We start from the raw sequence: 16,106 nt of genomic DNA on the forward strand, positions 1-16,106 counted from the left end.
ATTTTTTTATTCGACTGTAAACGCGGCATGCGGTCGTACAGCGCCAGACAAATCGCATCCAGCAAACTTGATTTACCGGCCCCGGTTTTGCCGGTAATGGCAAATAAACCGGCCTCGCCCAGGCGTCCGTTGGCAAAATCAATCTCAAACTGTGTTTGTAAGCTGGCGAGATTTTCGCCCCTCAAAGCCAGAATTTTCATCGTCTCAGTCTGCCGTTATTTGTCTTCTTCATCATCAATGCGCGTCAGCAATTGTTCGAATGCCTCACACATCGCATGGGGTGGCTGTCCGTCATATTTCTGTTGCCAGCTCAGGGCAAACACCTGCTGCGGGCTCACTTCCGACAGGCGCTGATGCGCAAGCGAAGGGGCATCTTGCTGCTGACGATAATGGGTGGTGATTTTGGCCAGCCGCACCGCTTTCCCTTCCAGCGCCTGCAGCACCTTCTCCCGCAGCATCGCCTGAGGTTTATCCAACAGCACAGGCACTTCCAGATAAGGCTGGGTTTCTCTCGGGCCGTCTGCAGTGACCAGCGCGCTCAGTTCTTTCAGAACGACATCCAGCGGCTGAGGCTCAGCCGGCACTCTGAGCATATCCACCACTCTGGGCACCGGGAGCGGGGTAATACCGGCCAGGGTTTCCCCGTCAAGTTCCAGCATGACCACCTGGTGCTTGTAGTGGCGCTCCGACATCGACAGCGGCAGCGGCGAGCCGCAATAGCGGATGTGCTCTTTTTTCGCGACCCGCTGGGCCAGGTGCAGATGGCCCAGCGCGGCATAGCAGAGATCATCGGGAAAAATCGACGCAGGCAGCGCATGCTGATTGCCGCCCAGCACCCGGCGTTCCGACATTTCAGACAGCTGTCCGGACGCCATATAAACATGCCCCATGCCAATCAGCGCCTGACCGGGCTGGCGAAGCGCACGGGCCGCATCGGTCACCTGCTGATAGAGTATTTCGACGCCTTTGATCAGGCGATCCTCGTCTTCGCCAAGATCCTCAGTGCGCAAATCACTGCTGCGCAGAAACGGCACCGCCAGCACCCAGGCCGTAGTGTCGCCGCTGCGATTGGTCAGCGGCACCAGCAACCGGTCCATGTCCAGCCGGCCCTGATCATCACGGCTGATGCCGCCGACCAGATGCAGGTCAAAGGCTTTTAACAGTTCATGCGGGGCATCCAGTTTACTGGGCGAATCGTGGTTGCCGCCCGTCATCACCACGTTCAGATCCGGCAGGCTCTTCGCTAACCGGGCCAGAAAACGGTACAGCATGCGCCAGGCAGTGGCCGGGGGATTGGCGCTGTCGAAAATGTCACCGGCCACCAGCAACGCATCGACCTGTTCACGTTCCAGCGTATCAGCCAGCCAGTCGAGAAACTGCTGATGTTCATAGTCACGCTGATAGCCATGCAATTGATGCCCGAGGTGCCAGTCTGAGGTGTGAAGTATTTTCATGCCGTTCGTATCAATACTGAAAGATCCAGAGAAAAGAGTAGAGCCGATTGTACCTCAGCCAGCAGCGCTCAAGGTCAGATCAACCGAAAAAGTGCGACAGCCCGGCCAGATTTTTTCTGCCGCCAGGCCTCTTGCTGAGCGCAATTGCGCTTTTCGCCACCCTGTCAAAGCTCACCGAACCTAGCATCGTGAGGCAACTTGGGTATAAGATTGTCGGCCCAATGCACACACCTAGGATCAGTCACAACTATGCTGTGGTTTAAAAACCTGCTTACCTATCGTTTCAGTCGCGAGATTGACATCAAACCGGATGAACTTGAAAAGCAACTGGAAGAATTCCGCTTTACCCCTTGTGGTAGCCAGGATATTCAAAAATTCGGCTGGGTTTCCGCGCTGGGCAAACACGGTGATATGTATACGCACCAGGCCGGGGACAACATTCTGATCTGTGCCCGCAAAGAAGAAAAAATGCTGCCTGCCTCGGTGATCAAAGAATCGCTGAATGCCAAAGTGGAAATGCAGGAGAAAGAACAGGGTCGTAAGCTGAAGAAAAACGAAAAAGACACCCTGAAAGATGAGATCGTGATGGATCTGCTGCCGCGCGCTTTCAGCCGTCAGAGCCACACCTATGCGCTGATCATGCCGGCGCAGGGACTGTTGCTGGTGGATGCCGGCAGCTTCAAAAAAGCCGAAGATCTGCTGGGCTTATTGCGTAAATCCATCGGCAGCCTGCCGGTTGTGCCTGTGACTGTGGCCAAACCGGCCGCGCAGACACTGACAGAATGGGTACGCTCCGGCCAGTCCCCCAATGGTTTTACCATCGGGGAAGAAGCGGAGCTGAAAGCCATTCTGGAAGACGGCGGCGTGATCCGCTGTAAGCAGCAGGACTTGAGCTGTGATGAAATTCTGGCCCACATTGAAGCCGATAAAGTGGTAACCAAACTGGCCATCAACTGGCAGGAGCGCATCGATTTTGTGCTGGGCGATGATCTGTCACTCAAGCGTCTGAAGTTTTCCGATGAGCTGAGAGAGCAAAATGACGACATCGACCGTGAAGACATGGCGCAGCGTCTGGATGCCGATCTGTCCTTAATGTGCGGTGAGCTTTCCGCCATCTTGCCAAACCTGTTTGAAGAGTTGGGCGGCATGGAAGAACGCGTCTGATTAGAGGGGCTGACAGGGCGATTACGCACAATCCGTGCTCGCCTTACGAACCCCACTCCTCTCCCTCCCCTTGCCAAGGGGAGGGGATCATTATGATTTCAGCAATCTCGGTTCAGTCCCTCCCCCTTTTCAGGAGAAGAAATCCTCACAAGCACTTGTTTAACCTTGAGGCACAGGCTTAACCGTAAAGCGACCAACATCCACCGCCACCACTTCCACTTCCCGGCCTTTTTCCACCGGCTCACCGGTGTAATCGCTGCTGAGTACCAGTTTCCAGCTGATCCCGGAATACTTTACTGTCCCTGGCTGCTCATGGCTGAGTGCGGCATCCAGCCGGAACGTCAGGCCGATAAAATCACTGCTGATATTTTGTTTGGGTTTTTCTGCTTTCTGAGAGCGTTTCAGTGGTTTCCACAGCAGCAGCGTCAGGACGCCCGCGCCGATACCGCTGACCGCCACCAGGGCGGTCAGCGTTTCCGGCACCACACCCACCAGTGCCAGGGTTCCGGTCAGGATGGCTGAGACACCAAGCGCCAGTAATACAATCGTCGACAGCCCCAGCATCCAGACCTCAACGGCCAGCAGAATCAGGCCAACCACTATGGTCAGCTGGGCCGGGCTCAGTCCAAAGAAATCCGCCATGATTACTGTTCCTCTTGTGTTCCGGCCTGTTTCGCCGGGCTGCCCTGCTGACGGTTGAGCTGGTGAATAATAGTCATGGCTTCTGCCACGATATTTGACGCAGAAGAGGACGCATCAGGCAACAGAACCACGGAAGACTCTTTGGCAATCGCTTCTCTGGCCTGAATGGCCTTGCCCGCCAGATCCAGCTGTATCGCCTTCTGACCTTCTTCGGTAGACGCCACCCGGCCGATAATTGCCAGTGCATCGGCTTCGGCTTTCGAGACCGCCAGGATCGCCTGTGCTTCACCTTCGGCTTTGAGCACCTGCTCCGATCGTTCCGCTTCAGCGGCCAGTACCCGGGCCTGCTTCATGCCCTCGGCAATGTTGATCTCGCTCTGGCGCTTACCTTCCGATTCCAGAATCACCGCCCGCTTTTCCCGCTCGGCTTTCATCTGACGCTCCATGGCGTCCAGCACTGAACGGGGCGGCTCGATATCTTTGATTTCATAACGAAGCACCTGAACACCCCATGGCAGAGCAGCGTCGTTGATGGCAGACACAATGGCCGTATTGAGATTTTCACGCTCTTCGAACGTCTTGTCTAAGTCCATTTTCCCCACTTCACTGCGCATGGTGGTCTGCGCCAGCTGGGTGACAGAAAAAATATAGTTATCGACGCCATAGCTGGCTTTGTAAGGGTCAATCAGCTTGATATAGAGCACCCCGTCCACAATCAGGGAGATGTTATCTTTGGTAATGGCCGACTGGCTCGGTACATCATACGCCTGCTCTTTCAGGGTCTGGGTGTAGGCCACCCGGTCAATCATAGGCACGATAAAATTCAGACCCGCTTCCATGGTTTTGTGGTACTTGCCGAATCGCTCAACGACCACAGCGGTATTTTGCGGCACAAACTTAATCGCAGAACGCAGTATGACAATCACCAGGATTGCCAGCACCACCCAAATACTAAACACAGACGAAATCACAGACACTATATCCATTTTTGATATCCAACTTAATGCAATGAAAAAAACCGTTCATCAGTAAACCCAAACGGCTGACTCTCCTAATACTCATACAGGGAATCTGATTTTTATGGAACAGGATTCACATCAATCCTTAGCCGCTGTCATCTTTTGTGCCCTTTAATACCCTTAACAAGATTCAGGATATTTGCCAGATCCCCGCCTTCACAGTAAAATTCGCCCTCTGTTTTCCGCCTCCCATGAATTCACCCTGACGGTGAGCAGGAGTGCGGCCTGATCTGACATCAGACTTTGACCCAAAAGGGAAACCCGAGTTATGTTTAAACCTGAATTGTTATCGCCTGCCGGCAGCCTGAAAAACATGCGCTATGCCTTCGCCTACGGTGCCGATGCCGTGTATGCAGGCCAGCCTCGTTACAGCCTGCGCGTGCGCAACAATGAGTTCAACCACGACAACCTGAAAATCGGTATCGACGAAGCCCATGCCCAGGGTAAAAAGTTCTACGTGGTGTGCAACATTCAGCCGCATAACTCCAAGCTGAAAACCTTTATCCGCGATCTGACTCCGATTATCGACATGGGCCCGGACGCCTTAATCATGTCCGATCCCGGCCTGATCATGATGGTCAGAGAAAGCTTCCCGGACATGCCGATTCACCTGTCAGTACAAGCCAATGCGGTGAACTGGGCGACGGTAAAATTCTGGTCAACGCAGGGGATTGAGCGGGTGATCCTTTCCCGCGAACTGTCGCTGGAAGAAATCGAAGAAATCCGTGAAAAATGCCCGGAAACCGAGCTGGAGATCTTTGTTCACGGCGCACTTTGCATGGCCTACTCGGGTCGCTGCCTGCTGTCTGGCTATATGAACAAGCGGGATCCCAATCAGGGCACCTGCACCAATGCCTGCCGCTGGGAATACAAAGCGGAAACGGCCAAAGAAGACGATGCCGGTCAGATTGTCGAAGTGCAACCAGCCGCTTCTGCAGTCCAGATGCAGGAGGTCGCGCCCACGCTGGGTGAAGGCAAACCGACCGATCAGGTTGTCTTGCTGAGCGAAAGCCATAAGCCGGATGAAAAAATGGCGGCGTTTGAAGACGAGCACGGCACCTATATCATGAACTCCAAAGATCTTCGCGCGGTTCAGCATGTTGAGCGCCTGAGCAAAATGGGCGTTCATTCGCTGAAAATTGAAGGCCGCACCAAGTCTTTCTACTACTGCGCCCGGACGGCCCAGGTGTACCGTAAGGCGATTGATGATGCCGCGGCCGGTAAGCCATTTGACGAAAGCCTGATGTCGACCCTGGAAAGTCTGGCTCACCGCGGGTATACAGAAGGGTTTCTGCGTCGTCACACCCATGATGCATACCAGAATTACAATTATGGCTACTCGATTTCGGATAACCAGCAGTTCGTGGGTGAGTTCACCGGCAAGCGCCGCGGTGCACTGGCAGAAGTCGAAGTCAGAAATAAATTTCTGGTCGGTGACAGCCTGGAGCTGATGACACCGAACGGTAACGTCACCTTTACCCTGGAGCACATGGAAAACCGTAAATCCGAAACCATTGCAGATGCCAAAGGCAGCGGGCACTTCGTGTTTATTCCGGTGCCGGAAGATCTGGCACTACCGTTCGCGTTACTGATGCGCAATCTGGAAGCCGGTGCAACCACCCGTAATCCTAACGCGGTCTGACCCGGCCTCTGCTCGCCACCGTATTGCTGATCCGCTGCAATACGGTGGCGGATTAACTGCTCACCGTCACATTGGGAATATCTGAGCATTTAATCGGGATCGTATACCGCACACCCTGCTGTACCATTTCCTGCTGGCAGACAGGTTCTGTCGTGACTTCCGTCCATCCCCAACCCAGCAAGATAGACACAACGATCAACGCTATGGGGTCTAATCGCACCTTCATTTACCACTCCCCCGCACAATCCAGGGACCACTGATCACAATGGCCATTGATATAATGCACTCAATTTCAACAATAATGTCGGATGCCGCTTTGTCAGCCATGGCATAAGAAACCGACATTGCCAGAACACTATTGATTTGCGGCTGAGGCTGAAACAACGTTAAATCACTAAATTAGCCCGTTCTTAGCATTAACATCCCCGTTTCCCCCAAGTTATTGGGCGTTCCTGACTTCTGTGCTACACTTTTCGCCGCTTTTACTCCTTTCATTTTTTGGGGAGATATCACAAAGCGCAGAGAATCGGCAAAGGATCGCACACCCGCTTTACCCTGTGGCAAGAACCTCCTCGGATATAAAAATTATGGCTTTATTGATTACAGACAAATGCATCAACTGCGACATGTGCGATCCCGAATGTCCGAACGATGCCATCAGTATGGGGGCAGAGATCTATGAGATTGATCCTGACCGCTGCACTGAATGCAAAGGCCATTACGACAAACCAACCTGCCAGTCCGTCTGTCCGATCAACAACTGCATTATCCTCGATCCCGCACATGTCGAGACCGAGGAGCAATTACTAGAAAAGTTTGTGGTGTTGCAGGGCATGGCGTAAGCCAGTTACTGAGCCTGCGCCTTGCGTTCACGCTGCTCTTTGGCGTATTTGTCTCTGTCCGCATCCTGGGCAGGGGCATTGAGCATCGCCATGCAACCCGGCGGCGGAAGCGGTTTCAGCACCGGGCGCTTCTTAACCGGTTTGGCACTGGCCGTTTTCTTTTCAGAAGCCGGTTTGGGTTGCCACGACAGCAGTTCTGCACCGCAGCCATCACCCGGCGGCGGCGGTAACTGTTCCTTGCATTGCTGACTCCCCTGCGGGCAATGCAGACGGACATGAAAATGATAGTAGTGTCCCCACCAGGGTCTGACCTTGCGCAGCCAGCTGCGATCTGTCCATTGCGCTTCGCACAGTTGTTCTTTAATGACAGGATGCACGAATATCCGCGCCACATTAGCATCTGACGCCGCCAGCTGGATCAGGTTCGCCTGGCTGGCCGACCAATTGTCTTTGATAATGCGGTATGCCTTGAGATCAACCATAGGCAGAGGCTGCAGCTCAGACAGCATCTTCTGAGAGGCCGGTTGATCTAAGGTCGTCAGCCAGATATCGGCATCCAATCCGGTCTGATGACTGGCATGCCCTGAACGAAAACGGCCGCCGCGCGGCATGGCGATATCACTGACCAGCAAATGCCCCAGCTGCAATTGTTTTGCCTTCGCCGACAATTGCTGCAAAAAAGTAATCATGCTCGCATGGCCGTAAAAGCGCCCGCGCTCCGATCTGACCCTCTGATAGCCTTCCCCCTGCTCGGGCAGCACTTGCGCACCGGCCAGACAGCCATTGCTGTAACTGCCAATCGACTGCGGACTGCCTGCCGTCGGGGCTCGAAACTGCTCCCAGGGTGTCGCAGCCGCCTGGGTGCTCAAGCCCAGCCCGCCAACAAAGCACAGCAGGCTGGCGAGCAAAGCCGCTCGCCTGTCAGCCGCCAGAAAAGCATGCCGTACACCATCAAAACACTGCCAGAGGGCAGGTTGACTATTTACGCTCAGCACCGGGCGCCACCTTGTAATAATTTGCGATCATAGTCACATAAGCATACACCATAGCGCTGACTTTATTTGCTGTTCAAGATTGAGACGGGGGTGCTGTGGTCGCTTGAGTACCAGACGCGCTAAACCGACATGTACAGCTTTCCTTCTGTTTGTCAGCTCTGTCTTGTACAGCTATTCAGGCAAAAGGATCATGGCAAGCCAAATAATCGTAAAGCATTGATATTTAATTAATGATCAGCTTGTACAGCTTTTTGACCATTGCAACCCAAAAGCTCATCAGCTCACCTGGCAAGGGGGATGCTGCTCTGTGTCTTCGTTCCTGACGCGACAGCGCAGCGCTGAGCGCGCCCAGCCAACATTGATAGATGGACAGACAGACTCAGCACAGACACGCACATCAGAAAATCACGACCGGGGTTTACTGAGGTCCCGAGAACATGCTCTCAAAAACAATCTGATGCGGCTGTTGCCAGCGATCCTGCCAGCTGGCCTGAACTGCCACGGATGAGATACTCCCCGGCTGTGTTGGCTGCACCACAGTCTCGACACGAATCGTGACACCCTGCAGAAGGTACTGCTCAGTGTGCCTACGCTGTCTCGCCTCCGAAGCAACGCCCTGCGCCGCAAAGCGCAGGCTCTCGAGTCGTGATTCCGCCAGATTGACTGCAGACAGCATGATCAGGGCATTGTCTGCCTGGACATTGAGGTAGCCATGCAGCTTCATCAAACCGGCCAGACCGACACTGACCAGCAAAAGCGACACCAGCACCTCCACCAGACTGAACCCCTGCTGTTTTGACACGATAGGTGTGATGACATCAGACATCCTGCCAGGATCCCCGCAACCAGCGAACCTGATACCCCAGCCGCTCTTGTACCTGTGGCAAACGGCCCAAAGTGACACACTCCAGATCCTTCTCGCTCGACAACGCCTCCGCAGCTGAGCCACATAAGCTTACAACAGCAACCTGCTGAAGCCTGACTCTGGCTCTCCCGGCCACCCGGACTTCGGCGCTCACCTGATACCGGCCTTCCGGCAGAGACTCAACCTGGACCGTCACATGCCGGTCTTGTTGCGTGGACTGACAGACAGCAGCACGGTTACCGGGAAACACCGCGGGTTCAGTACTGATCGGCTGATGCTCAAAATGCCCGGCGATCAGGCCAAACCCGCACGCCAGTCCGCCTTCTGCCAGCCAGAATGCCTGACGCGAAAACACGGTATTCTGCGCACGCTTGATTTGATAAAAGCTGGTGCTGTAGCTGGTCAGCACAAAGACCATGGCCACCGACAGCATCAGACTGGTCATCAGTAAAGTGCTGATGCCTTGCTGGGCCCTGACAGCGGCACGCTGACGTTTCATCACGGATTCCTGACCGTCAGCGTCATGCTTTCCTCGAGCTGCGCTGAGCCATCGGCGGATGAGACAGAAAGTCGAACCAACAACTGCTGACCTGGAACGCCTGCCGCCAGTTCAGTGTCAGACTGAACCTGCCAGCCGGTCACCGTCATCCAGCGCGAGTCCAGCAGCGCTTGTCCGCCCTGACATGCCTGCGCCGGGGTCGAAAAAGAGTCATGCGACGAACGCACCCTGAACTCACCGTCCTGCGAATAATAGGCCTTCACCACAGCACGACCGGCCAGCTCATAGCGCATCACCAGACAGTCTCCGGCCGTCACATGGACGGTGTGAGCCGCCCCCGGCAGTAAAAGCGGTGTCCCGGGCTCTGCTGTCTGAAAACCAGCCCGACGCACATCCCCCGACAACATGCGCCACGCATCCTGGACATCCTGAGCCAGGATCAGCTGCAGCGAACGGCTCATCGCCGCCTGTTTGCCCGCCATCAGCAATTGCACCAGCAAAGACAGCACCATCAGGCTCAACCCGGTCGCGACCGTCAGCTCAGTCAAGCTGAATCCGCCCTGCTTGCTGAGATTTTCAGCACCGGGCATAACCGGCCTCCCCGCTCAGGCTACAGACATAGATTCTGCCGGTGACATTACTGAAAGTGATCCTGACCTGCGACTTGCCGTCCCGGCCGGCAAAAAAGCTGCCTGCGGCGTGTGGACGCCCCGTCAGGCTATCCACAGTCAGCTGATCACCGGTGAAACTCCGCGACAGTGTCAGGCGCGGAAAATCAGCGGCGGACAGCGGCTTGAGCACAGGCTCACCACCAGTCAGTCTGGTGACGATTGTCCAGTCGTCCGTGCCGGGCTGCGACGTCACGGAATGGTGCAGAGCGGTTTGGTGCGGATCGGTATGCTGCGGAATGCTTTCTAAACCAATCGACACATCTTCGCCGCGCATCACAGCTTCCGATTTGGCCAGAACCAGCAACCATTCCAGCTCACTGACCAGACGGTGCAAACGCTGAGTGGCAAAGACATCGGAAAATGAAGGCGCAGCAAAGGTCGCGATCAACAGGATGACAGACAGCACCACAATGGCTTCAATCAGCGTCATCCCTCTGACGCTCGCAACAGCATGTAACCGCGCTTGCCTGATTGGCAGGTTTTCTGTTGCTGAGTCCCAACTTCGCATCGAATTCGCTCCCGATTCTTTTTCACCGCGCAATAGGATGGCAAAACAACGGCAAGACGCAGCTGAAAAACACTGACTTAGTGATGTGAATCGAAAGGAAAGACAGATGAGGAAATCAAGAAGCCAGCAGGGAGTGACACTGATCGAACTGCTGATTGTCGTGGCCCTGGCAGGCATACTGGCAATGTTTGCCCTGCCGGCCTATCAGGCGCACCAGCAAAAAGCCTATCTGCGCCAGGCCCAGGCCGATCTCATCATGTTGCAGCTTGCCATAGAACAGCAGCGTTCTCAGGGTCAGGCGTATCCGACGCAGTTGTCCGCCGCGCTCTGCCCGGCCTGCCGTTTTGATAACCCCTTCTATGCCTACCGGATTGCAGCGGAGAATGGTAATTATAGGTTGTGGGCCGAAAGCAAAGACGGAATGCAGGCATGCGGAACGATTGCACTGCTGCACAATGGATCGACGGTTCCGCCTGAGTGCTGGTAATACCAATCAAAGTAAGTAAATGATCAGTAATAGCGTAGGGAAAATGTTTGAGAACAAGGCAGATTTTTTAGATAAGTAGTGATTCTACAATCAAAAAATCTAACGCAGTTATCGAATATTTGAACAAGCTAGGATGACCAGTTATTTACTGCGATTGGTATAAAGCAGCGGGGACAAACGGGCAGCCGCAGAAACGACAAAGGCCAGCATCATGCTGGCCTTTGAGATAAATCACGGGTCACTCAGTGGTTAGCCGGTCAGGTCGTCAAAGAACTTTTTCACGCCGTCGAAGAATCCTTCTGAGCGCGGCTTGTGCTTTTTGGCATCAGAGCCTGCCAGTGTGTTCTCAAACTCTTGCAGCAGTTCTTTCTGGCGCGTGCTCAGGTTCACCGGTGTTTCAACCACCAGCTTGCAGATCAGATCGCCAACTGCACCGCCACGGACAGACTTCACACCTTTACCGCGCATACGGAACATACGTCCGGTCTGCGTTTCCGTCGGCACTTTCAGGCTGACACGACCATCAAGTGTCGGGACTTCCACTTCACCGCCCAGTGCCGCCATGGTAAAGCTGACTGGCACCTCGCAGTAGAGGTTGTTCCCATCACGCTCGAAAATCGCGTGTTTCTGCACGTGCACCTGAACGTAGAGATCCCCGGCTGGTGCGCCGAACTCGCCGGCTTCACCTTCACCGGTCAGGCGAATCCGATCGCCCGTATCCACACCGGCAGGGATCTTGACCGACAAGGTTTTGGTTTCCTGAACCCGGCCCTGACCATGACACTTACCGCAAGGATCCGTAATGATCTTGCCGCGGCCATGACAGTGAGGACAGGTTTGCTGGACTGCGAAGAACCCCTGACGCATCTGCACCTGGCCGGCACCGTGACAGGTGCCGCAAGTCGTTGGCGAGGAACCTTTCTTCGCCCCTGACCCTTCACAGGTATCACAGTTTACCAGGGTTGGAACGCGAATTTCCTTGGTGCAGCCGCGTACCGCTTCCTCCAGCGTCAGCTCCATATTGTAGCGTAAGTCGGCGCCGCGCTGAGCACGGTGCTGACCACCACCACGACGGCCACCGCCACCAAAGATATCGCCGAACACATCGCCAAAGATGTCGCTAAAATCAGCGCCGCCGCCAAAGCCGCCGCCACCGCCCATACCGCCTTGTTCAAAGGCGGCATGGCCATACTGGTCGTAGGCCGCTTTCTTCTGAGGATCGGTCAGAATTTCATAGGCGGTTTTCACTTCTTTGAACTTGTCCGCCGCCGTGTCGTCGCCCGGATTACGGTCCGGGTGGTACTTCATCGCCAGACGTTTGTAGGCCTTTTTGATGTCACGCTCATTGGCGTCACGGCCTACGCCTAACACTTCGTAAAAATCACGTTTTGACATAGTTAAACTGTCACCTGCTTATACAGCTACGGGCGTAAGAGTATCCCCAAACGCCCGTGCCCAAATAAGATTATGAGATCACACTCTTATTTTTTATCGTCTTTTACTTCTTCGAACTCGGCGTCTACAACATCGTCGTCTTTCGACTGAGTCTGCTCACCGCTGTCCGCTTGCTGGGCCTGAGCTTGCTGCTGGGCAATTTCCATCAGCTTCTGAGAAGCCGCAATCAGTGCCTGTACTTTGGCATCAATCGCTTCTTTATCTTCGCCTTTACGTGCTTCTTCCAATTCAGAAACCGCGGCTTCGATCTTCTCTTTCTCATCGGCTGGCAGTGCGTCGCCCGCTTCTTCGATTTGCTTGCGGGTACCGTGTACCAGCTGATCAGCCTGGTTACGGGCAGAAACTAGCTCTTCGAACTTCTTGTCCGCTTCTTTGTTCGCTTCTGCTTCCTGAACCATTTTCTCGATTTCGTCATCGCTCAGACCGCCCGATGCCTGAATCGTGATCTTCTGCTCTTTGCCTGTGCTCTTGTCTTTGGCAGACACGTGCAGGATACCGTCAGCATCCAGGTCAAAGATAACTTCAATCTGAGGCATACCGCGAGGCGCAGCCTGAATACCTTCCAGGTTGAACTGACCCAGGGACTTGTTAAAGTTCGCCTGCTTACGCTCACCCTGCAGCACATGAATCGTTACCGCGTTCTGGTTGTCTTCTGCTGTCGAGAACACTTGCTCCGCTTTGGTCGGAATCGTGGTGTTCTTCTCGATCAGCTTGGTCATCACACCGCCCATGGTCTCGATACCCAGAGACAGCGGGGTCACGTCCAGCAGCAGCACGTCTTTAACTTCACCGGCCAGTACACCACCCTGAACCGCAGCACCCACGGCAACCGCTTCGTCCGGGTTCACGTCTTTACGGGCTTCTTTGCCGAAGAACTCCGCCACTTTGGCCTGAACCATAGGCATACGCGTCTGACCACCCACCAGGATGACGTCCGTGATTTCGCCGACAGACAGGTCAGCGTCAGCCAAGGCCACTTTCATTGGCTCCAGAGAACGCTGTACCAGATCTTCAACCAGTGACTCCAGCTTGGCGCGGGTCACTTTGATGTTCATGTGTTTCGGACCAGTCGCATCTGCAGTGATGTACGGCAGGTTCACGTCAGTCTGCTGAGCAGAAGACAGCTCAATTTTCGCTTTTTCTGCCGCTTCTTTCAGACGCTGCATTGCCAGTGGATCTTTACGCAGATCGATGGCCTGATCTTTCTTGAATTCGTCAACCAGATAGTTGATCAGACGGTTATCGAAGTCTTCACCACCCAGGTGTGTGTCACCGTTGGTTGCCAAAACTTCAAAGGTCTTCTCGCCTTCAACTTCATCAATCTCGATAATCGAGATATCAAACGTACCACCACCCAGGTCGTATACCGCGATCGTGCGGTCACCGCCTTGCTTGTCCAGGCCATAAGCCAGCGCAGCCGCAGTCGGTTCATTGATAATACGCTTCACTTCCAGACCCGCGATACGGCCGGCATCTTTCGTTGCCTGGCGCTGAGCATCGTTGAAGTACGCAGGAACAGTAATAACTGCGCCGGTTACTTTCTCGCCCAGATAGTCTTCAGCGGTTTTCTTCATTTTCTTCAGCACTTCTGCTGAAACCTGAGGCGCGGCCATTTTCTGACCTTTCGCTTCCACCCAAGCATCACCGTTGTCTGCTTTCACAATTTTGAAAGGCATGATTTCGATGTCGCGCTGTACTTCTTCGTCTTCGAAGCGGCGACCGATCAGACGCTTGATTGCATACAGGGTATTTTCTGGGTTTGTCACTGCCTGACGTTTCGCAGGCTGACCGACCAGTGTTTCGCCATCTTGTGTATAGGCGATGATAGAAGGCGTAGTGCGATCACCCTCAGCGTTCTCAATAACGCGTGGCTTATCACCATCCAGTACAGCTACACATGAGTTGGTTGTACCCAAGTCAATACCAATGATTTTACCCATCTGGCTTTCTCCGAAATTCGTTGGTTTACTGGCGTCGTTCTGCGTAATGCAGAACCGAGCATGAGAGCCAAGGCCCTCAATTCATTCATTTACGCTATCGTATGACTACTAAATAAGGCCATCAGAGACCTTTTCAAGGGGCAGGTCGAAAAAAATGTAAAAAATAAAAACCCACCAGAGTGGGCTTTCATCACGCCGCCTGCCCGTCTGGCTGATCAGACCTGAGTATCGACATTGCCGCCCGGTGCAGCTTTCGCGACCATCACCATCGCAGGACGCACGACACGGCCGTTCAGCTCATAACCTTTCTGCAGCACCATCATCACAGTGTTCGGCGCATGCTCAGCGCTTTCCTGCATCGACATCGCCTGATGGAATTCAGGATTAAAAGCTTCACCCATCGGGTTAATCGCTTTCAGGCCGAATTTTTCTACCGTGTCGGTCATGGTTTTCAGGGTCAGCTCAACGCCTTCCAGCATTGGCTTCAGCGCTTCGTCGGTTTTGTCCGCCAGTTCCAGCGCACGCTCCATGTTGTCGATCACAGGCAGCAGTTCACCGGCAAATTTTTCCAGCGCAAACTTACGGGCCTTGTCGATTTCCTGCTCGGTACGACGGCGCATATTTTCAATATCAGCGCGGGCACGCAGGACGGAATCCTGCTGCTCTTTCACTTTGGCTTCACTGACCGCCAGCGCGGCTTCCAGCTCTTCAATACGGGACAGTGCCAACTCGTCCAGCGTCAGTTCTTCCGCGCTGTCTGCAGCCGCTTCAGCCTCTGCTTCCGTCTGCGCCTGCTGCAGTTCTTCTTCGTTCAACACTTCGTCTTTCTTGCTCATGCTTTCGCTACTCCGCTAAGCTCAAAAAGGGTGATACACATGGCCGGACGGTCACGCAAGGCGCAACGTGCCGGCCACGATGAAAACGTGATGGGCATATTATGGGGATGAAATTCAACGATTCAACCCGATATCGACGACAAAGGGCGACATTTCCTTCTGGCTAAGGCTATACTGGCCCCATTCTTACCCGTTGGATCAAGGACATGACGCGCCCTTTTGAAATCATCGCCCTGGTTGGCAAGCCGAGAAATCCTGACGCGCTGCACACCCATACCAGCCTGTACAACTGGCTGACCGCCAAAGGCTACCAGGTTCTGGTGGATCACCGTCTTGCGCATGATCTGGATGTCCCCGCGGAATCACTGTGCGATTTGCTCACCATCGGTGACCGCGCCAGCCTGGCGATTGTCGTCGGGGGGGACGGTAACATGTTAGGCGCCGCACGGGTACTCTCGCGCTTTGATATCTCAGTGATCGGCGTGAACCGCGGCAATCTGGGCTTCCTGACGGATTTAGATCCAGACAACTTCGAGCAGGAGCTGGAGAAGGTCCTGGACGGCGAGTTTGTCACCGAGCAGCGTTTCCTGCTGGAGGCCGAAGTTCACCGTCACGGCCAGATCAAAAGCCGCAATACCGCGCTCAATGAAGCCGTGCTGCACCCGGACAAAATCGCCCATATGATTGAGTTCGAGGTCTATATTGATGAAAGCTTTGCCTTTTCGCAGCGATCCGACGGCCTGATCATCGCCACCCCAACCGGTTCTACTGCCTACTCGCTGTCCGGCGGCGGCCCGATTTTATCACCCAGCCTCAATGCCATCACCCTGGTGCCTATGTTTCCCCATACGCTGTCATGCCGCCCGCTGGTGGTCGACGGCAACCGCAGGATCAAGCTGATTGTGCCTGACGACGGACGCACACTGGAAGTGAGCTGCGACGGACAGGTATCGCTGCCGGTCAGCCCGGGAGATGAAATTCACATCTACCAGAGTCCGGATCACCTGCAGCTGATCCACCCGACAAGCTACAGCTACTACAACATACTGCGCGGCAAGTTAGGCTGGTCGAGCAAGCTGTTCTGAAG

Annotated in this window: 16 protein-coding genes and 2 pseudogenes; 5 read left to right on the forward strand and 13 right to left on the reverse strand. The window is 54.5% G+C overall.

Annotated elements, in window-relative coordinates:
• Positions 1–44: 44 nt before the first annotated feature.
• Together P4S53_RS22680 and P4S53_RS20665 are read right to left on the reverse strand one after the other, a co-directional pair.
• A pseudogene (locus P4S53_RS22680) lies at positions 45–200 on the reverse strand (AAA family ATPase); the annotation flags it as partial.
• Positions 201–215: 15 nt separating this feature from the next.
• Positions 216–1,454 carry an exonuclease SbcCD subunit D C-terminal domain-containing protein gene (locus P4S53_RS20665; protein WP_337114166.1) on the reverse strand — a complete coding sequence of 413 codons (1,239 nt, stop codon included), beginning with the start codon at positions 1,452–1,454 and terminating at the stop codon, positions 216–218.
• A 252-nt stretch (positions 1,455–1,706) separates the two neighbouring features.
• On the opposite strand from P4S53_RS20665, the gene rdgC reads away from it, so the two are divergent.
• On the forward strand, positions 1,707–2,618 hold the full coding sequence (rdgC, locus tag P4S53_RS20670) for a recombination-associated protein RdgC (protein ID WP_337114545.1): 912 nt from the start codon (positions 1,707–1,709) through the stop codon (positions 2,616–2,618).
• Positions 2,619–2,777: 159 nt separating this feature from the next.
• Here rdgC and P4S53_RS20675 read toward each other — a convergent pair whose 3' ends face one another.
• Both P4S53_RS20675 and P4S53_RS20680 read right to left on the reverse strand, forming a co-directional pair.
• Positions 2,778–3,260, reverse strand: a complete 483-nt coding sequence (locus P4S53_RS20675; RefSeq protein ID WP_337114167.1) for an NfeD family protein — start codon at positions 3,258–3,260, stop codon at positions 2,778–2,780.
• 2 nt (positions 3,261–3,262) lie between these two features.
• On the reverse strand, positions 3,263–4,246 hold the full coding sequence (locus tag P4S53_RS20680; protein WP_337114168.1) for an SPFH domain-containing protein: 984 nt from the start codon (positions 4,244–4,246) through the stop codon (positions 3,263–3,265).
• Positions 4,247–4,547: 301 nt separating this feature from the next.
• On the opposite strand from P4S53_RS20680, the gene trhP reads away from it, so the two are divergent.
• Positions 4,548–5,921, forward strand: coding sequence for a prephenate-dependent tRNA uridine(34) hydroxylase TrhP (gene trhP / locus P4S53_RS20685; RefSeq protein WP_337114169.1), 1,374 nt, complete (start codon positions 4,548–4,550; stop codon positions 5,919–5,921).
• A 52-nt stretch (positions 5,922–5,973) separates the two neighbouring features.
• On the opposite strand, the gene P4S53_RS20690 is transcribed toward trhP, so the two are convergent.
• Positions 5,974–6,147 carry a hypothetical protein gene (locus tag P4S53_RS20690; RefSeq protein WP_155804892.1) on the reverse strand — a complete coding sequence of 58 codons (174 nt, stop codon included), beginning with the start codon at positions 6,145–6,147 and terminating at the stop codon, positions 5,974–5,976.
• A 361-nt stretch (positions 6,148–6,508) separates the two neighbouring features.
• Between P4S53_RS20690 and P4S53_RS20695 the strand changes: the two genes are divergently transcribed.
• Positions 6,509–6,763, forward strand: coding sequence for a YfhL family 4Fe-4S dicluster ferredoxin (locus P4S53_RS20695; RefSeq protein ID WP_337114170.1), 255 nt, complete (start codon positions 6,509–6,511; stop codon positions 6,761–6,763).
• Positions 6,764–6,768: 5 nt separating this feature from the next.
• On the opposite strand, the gene mepA is transcribed toward P4S53_RS20695, so the two are convergent.
• The 5 genes and pseudogenes from mepA to P4S53_RS20720 all read right to left on the reverse strand — a co-directional run bounded on the left by mepA (position 6,769) and on the right by P4S53_RS20720 (position 10,301).
• Positions 6,769–7,758, reverse strand: coding sequence for a penicillin-insensitive murein endopeptidase (mepA, locus tag P4S53_RS20700; protein ID WP_442958675.1), 990 nt, complete (start codon positions 7,756–7,758; stop codon positions 6,769–6,771).
• Between the two features lie 418 nt (positions 7,759–8,176).
• Positions 8,177–8,584: a prepilin-type N-terminal cleavage/methylation domain-containing protein gene (locus tag P4S53_RS20705; RefSeq protein ID WP_337114171.1), complete on the reverse strand. Its 408-nt coding sequence runs from the start codon at positions 8,582–8,584 to the stop codon at positions 8,177–8,179.
• 340 nt (positions 8,585–8,924) lie between these two features.
• A pseudogene (locus P4S53_RS20710) lies at positions 8,925–9,122 on the reverse strand (hypothetical protein); the annotation flags it as partial.
• On the reverse strand, positions 9,122–9,712 hold the full coding sequence (locus P4S53_RS20715) for a hypothetical protein (protein WP_337114172.1): 591 nt from the start codon (positions 9,710–9,712) through the stop codon (positions 9,122–9,124). The gene P4S53_RS20715 and the pseudogene P4S53_RS20710, both read right to left, overlap by 1 nt.
• A complete protein-coding gene (locus P4S53_RS20720) occupies positions 9,699–10,301 on the reverse strand; it encodes a pilus assembly FimT family protein (RefSeq protein WP_337114173.1) in 603 nt (200 codons plus the stop codon). The genes P4S53_RS20715 and P4S53_RS20720 overlap by 14 nt, the downstream gene beginning before the upstream one ends.
• A 106-nt stretch (positions 10,302–10,407) precedes the next feature.
• Here P4S53_RS20720 and P4S53_RS20725 point away from each other — a divergent pair, with 106 nt between their 5' ends.
• Complete coding sequence (locus P4S53_RS20725) at positions 10,408–10,788, forward strand: type IV pilin protein (RefSeq protein WP_337114174.1); 381 nt, start codon at positions 10,408–10,410, stop codon at positions 10,786–10,788.
• A gap of 249 nt (positions 10,789–11,037) precedes the next feature.
• Here P4S53_RS20725 and dnaJ read toward each other — a convergent pair whose 3' ends face one another.
• The 3 genes from dnaJ to grpE form a co-directional block, all read right to left on the reverse strand.
• On the reverse strand, positions 11,038–12,183 hold the full coding sequence (gene dnaJ / locus P4S53_RS20730; RefSeq protein WP_337114175.1) for a molecular chaperone DnaJ: 1,146 nt from the start codon (positions 12,181–12,183) through the stop codon (positions 11,038–11,040).
• Between the two features lie 86 nt (positions 12,184–12,269).
• A complete protein-coding gene (dnaK, locus tag P4S53_RS20735) occupies positions 12,270–14,183 on the reverse strand; it encodes a molecular chaperone DnaK (RefSeq protein ID WP_192016946.1) in 1,914 nt (637 codons plus the stop codon).
• Positions 14,184–14,398: 215 nt separating this feature from the next.
• Positions 14,399–15,019, reverse strand: a complete 621-nt coding sequence (grpE, locus tag P4S53_RS20740; protein ID WP_337114176.1) for a nucleotide exchange factor GrpE — start codon at positions 15,017–15,019, stop codon at positions 14,399–14,401.
• A gap of 206 nt (positions 15,020–15,225) precedes the next feature.
• On the opposite strand from grpE, the gene nadK reads away from it, so the two are divergent.
• Positions 15,226–16,104: an NAD(+) kinase gene (gene nadK / locus P4S53_RS20745; RefSeq protein WP_337114177.1), complete on the forward strand. Its 879-nt coding sequence runs from the start codon at positions 15,226–15,228 to the stop codon at positions 16,102–16,104.
• Positions 16,105–16,106: the final 2 nt, after the last annotated feature.

It is taken from the genome of Photobacterium sp. Hal280 (assembly GCF_037162255.1).
Classification (GTDB): domain Bacteria; phylum Pseudomonadota; class Gammaproteobacteria; order Enterobacterales; family Vibrionaceae; genus Photobacterium.

Bases quoted from the DNA above. Each gene is read 5' to 3' on its own strand.
- P4S53_RS20665 (WP_337114166.1), bottom strand. From the start codon at position 1,454: ATGAAAATACTTCACACCTCAGACTGGCACCTCGGGCATCAATTGCAT.
- P4S53_RS20675 (WP_337114167.1), bottom strand. From the start codon at position 3,260: ATGGCGGATTTCTTTGGACTGAGCCCGGCCCAGCTGACCATAGTGGTT.
- P4S53_RS20680 (WP_337114168.1), bottom strand. From the start codon at position 4,246: ATGGATATAGTGTCTGTGATTTCGTCTGTGTTTAGTATTTGGGTGGTG.
- trhP (WP_337114169.1), top strand. From the start codon at position 4,548: ATGTTTAAACCTGAATTGTTATCGCCTGCCGGCAGCCTGAAAAACATG.
- P4S53_RS20690 (WP_155804892.1), bottom strand. From the start codon at position 6,147: ATGAAGGTGCGATTAGACCCCATAGCGTTGATCGTTGTGTCTATCTTG.
- P4S53_RS20695 (WP_337114170.1), top strand. From the start codon at position 6,509: ATGGCTTTATTGATTACAGACAAATGCATCAACTGCGACATGTGCGAT.
- P4S53_RS20705 (WP_337114171.1), bottom strand. From the start codon at position 8,584: ATGTCTGATGTCATCACACCTATCGTGTCAAAACAGCAGGGGTTCAGT.
- P4S53_RS20715 (WP_337114172.1), bottom strand. From the start codon at position 9,712: ATGCCCGGTGCTGAAAATCTCAGCAAGCAGGGCGGATTCAGCTTGACT.
- P4S53_RS20720 (WP_337114173.1), bottom strand. From the start codon at position 10,301: ATGCGAAGTTGGGACTCAGCAACAGAAAACCTGCCAATCAGGCAAGCG.
- P4S53_RS20725 (WP_337114174.1), top strand. From the start codon at position 10,408: ATGAGGAAATCAAGAAGCCAGCAGGGAGTGACACTGATCGAACTGCTG.
- dnaJ (WP_337114175.1), bottom strand. From the start codon at position 12,183: ATGTCAAAACGTGATTTTTACGAAGTGTTAGGCGTAGGCCGTGACGCC.
- dnaK (WP_192016946.1), bottom strand. From the start codon at position 14,183: ATGGGTAAAATCATTGGTATTGACTTGGGTACAACCAACTCATGTGTA.
- grpE (WP_337114176.1), bottom strand. From the start codon at position 15,019: ATGAGCAAGAAAGACGAAGTGTTGAACGAAGAAGAACTGCAGCAGGCG.
- nadK (WP_337114177.1), top strand. From the start codon at position 15,226: ATGACGCGCCCTTTTGAAATCATCGCCCTGGTTGGCAAGCCGAGAAAT.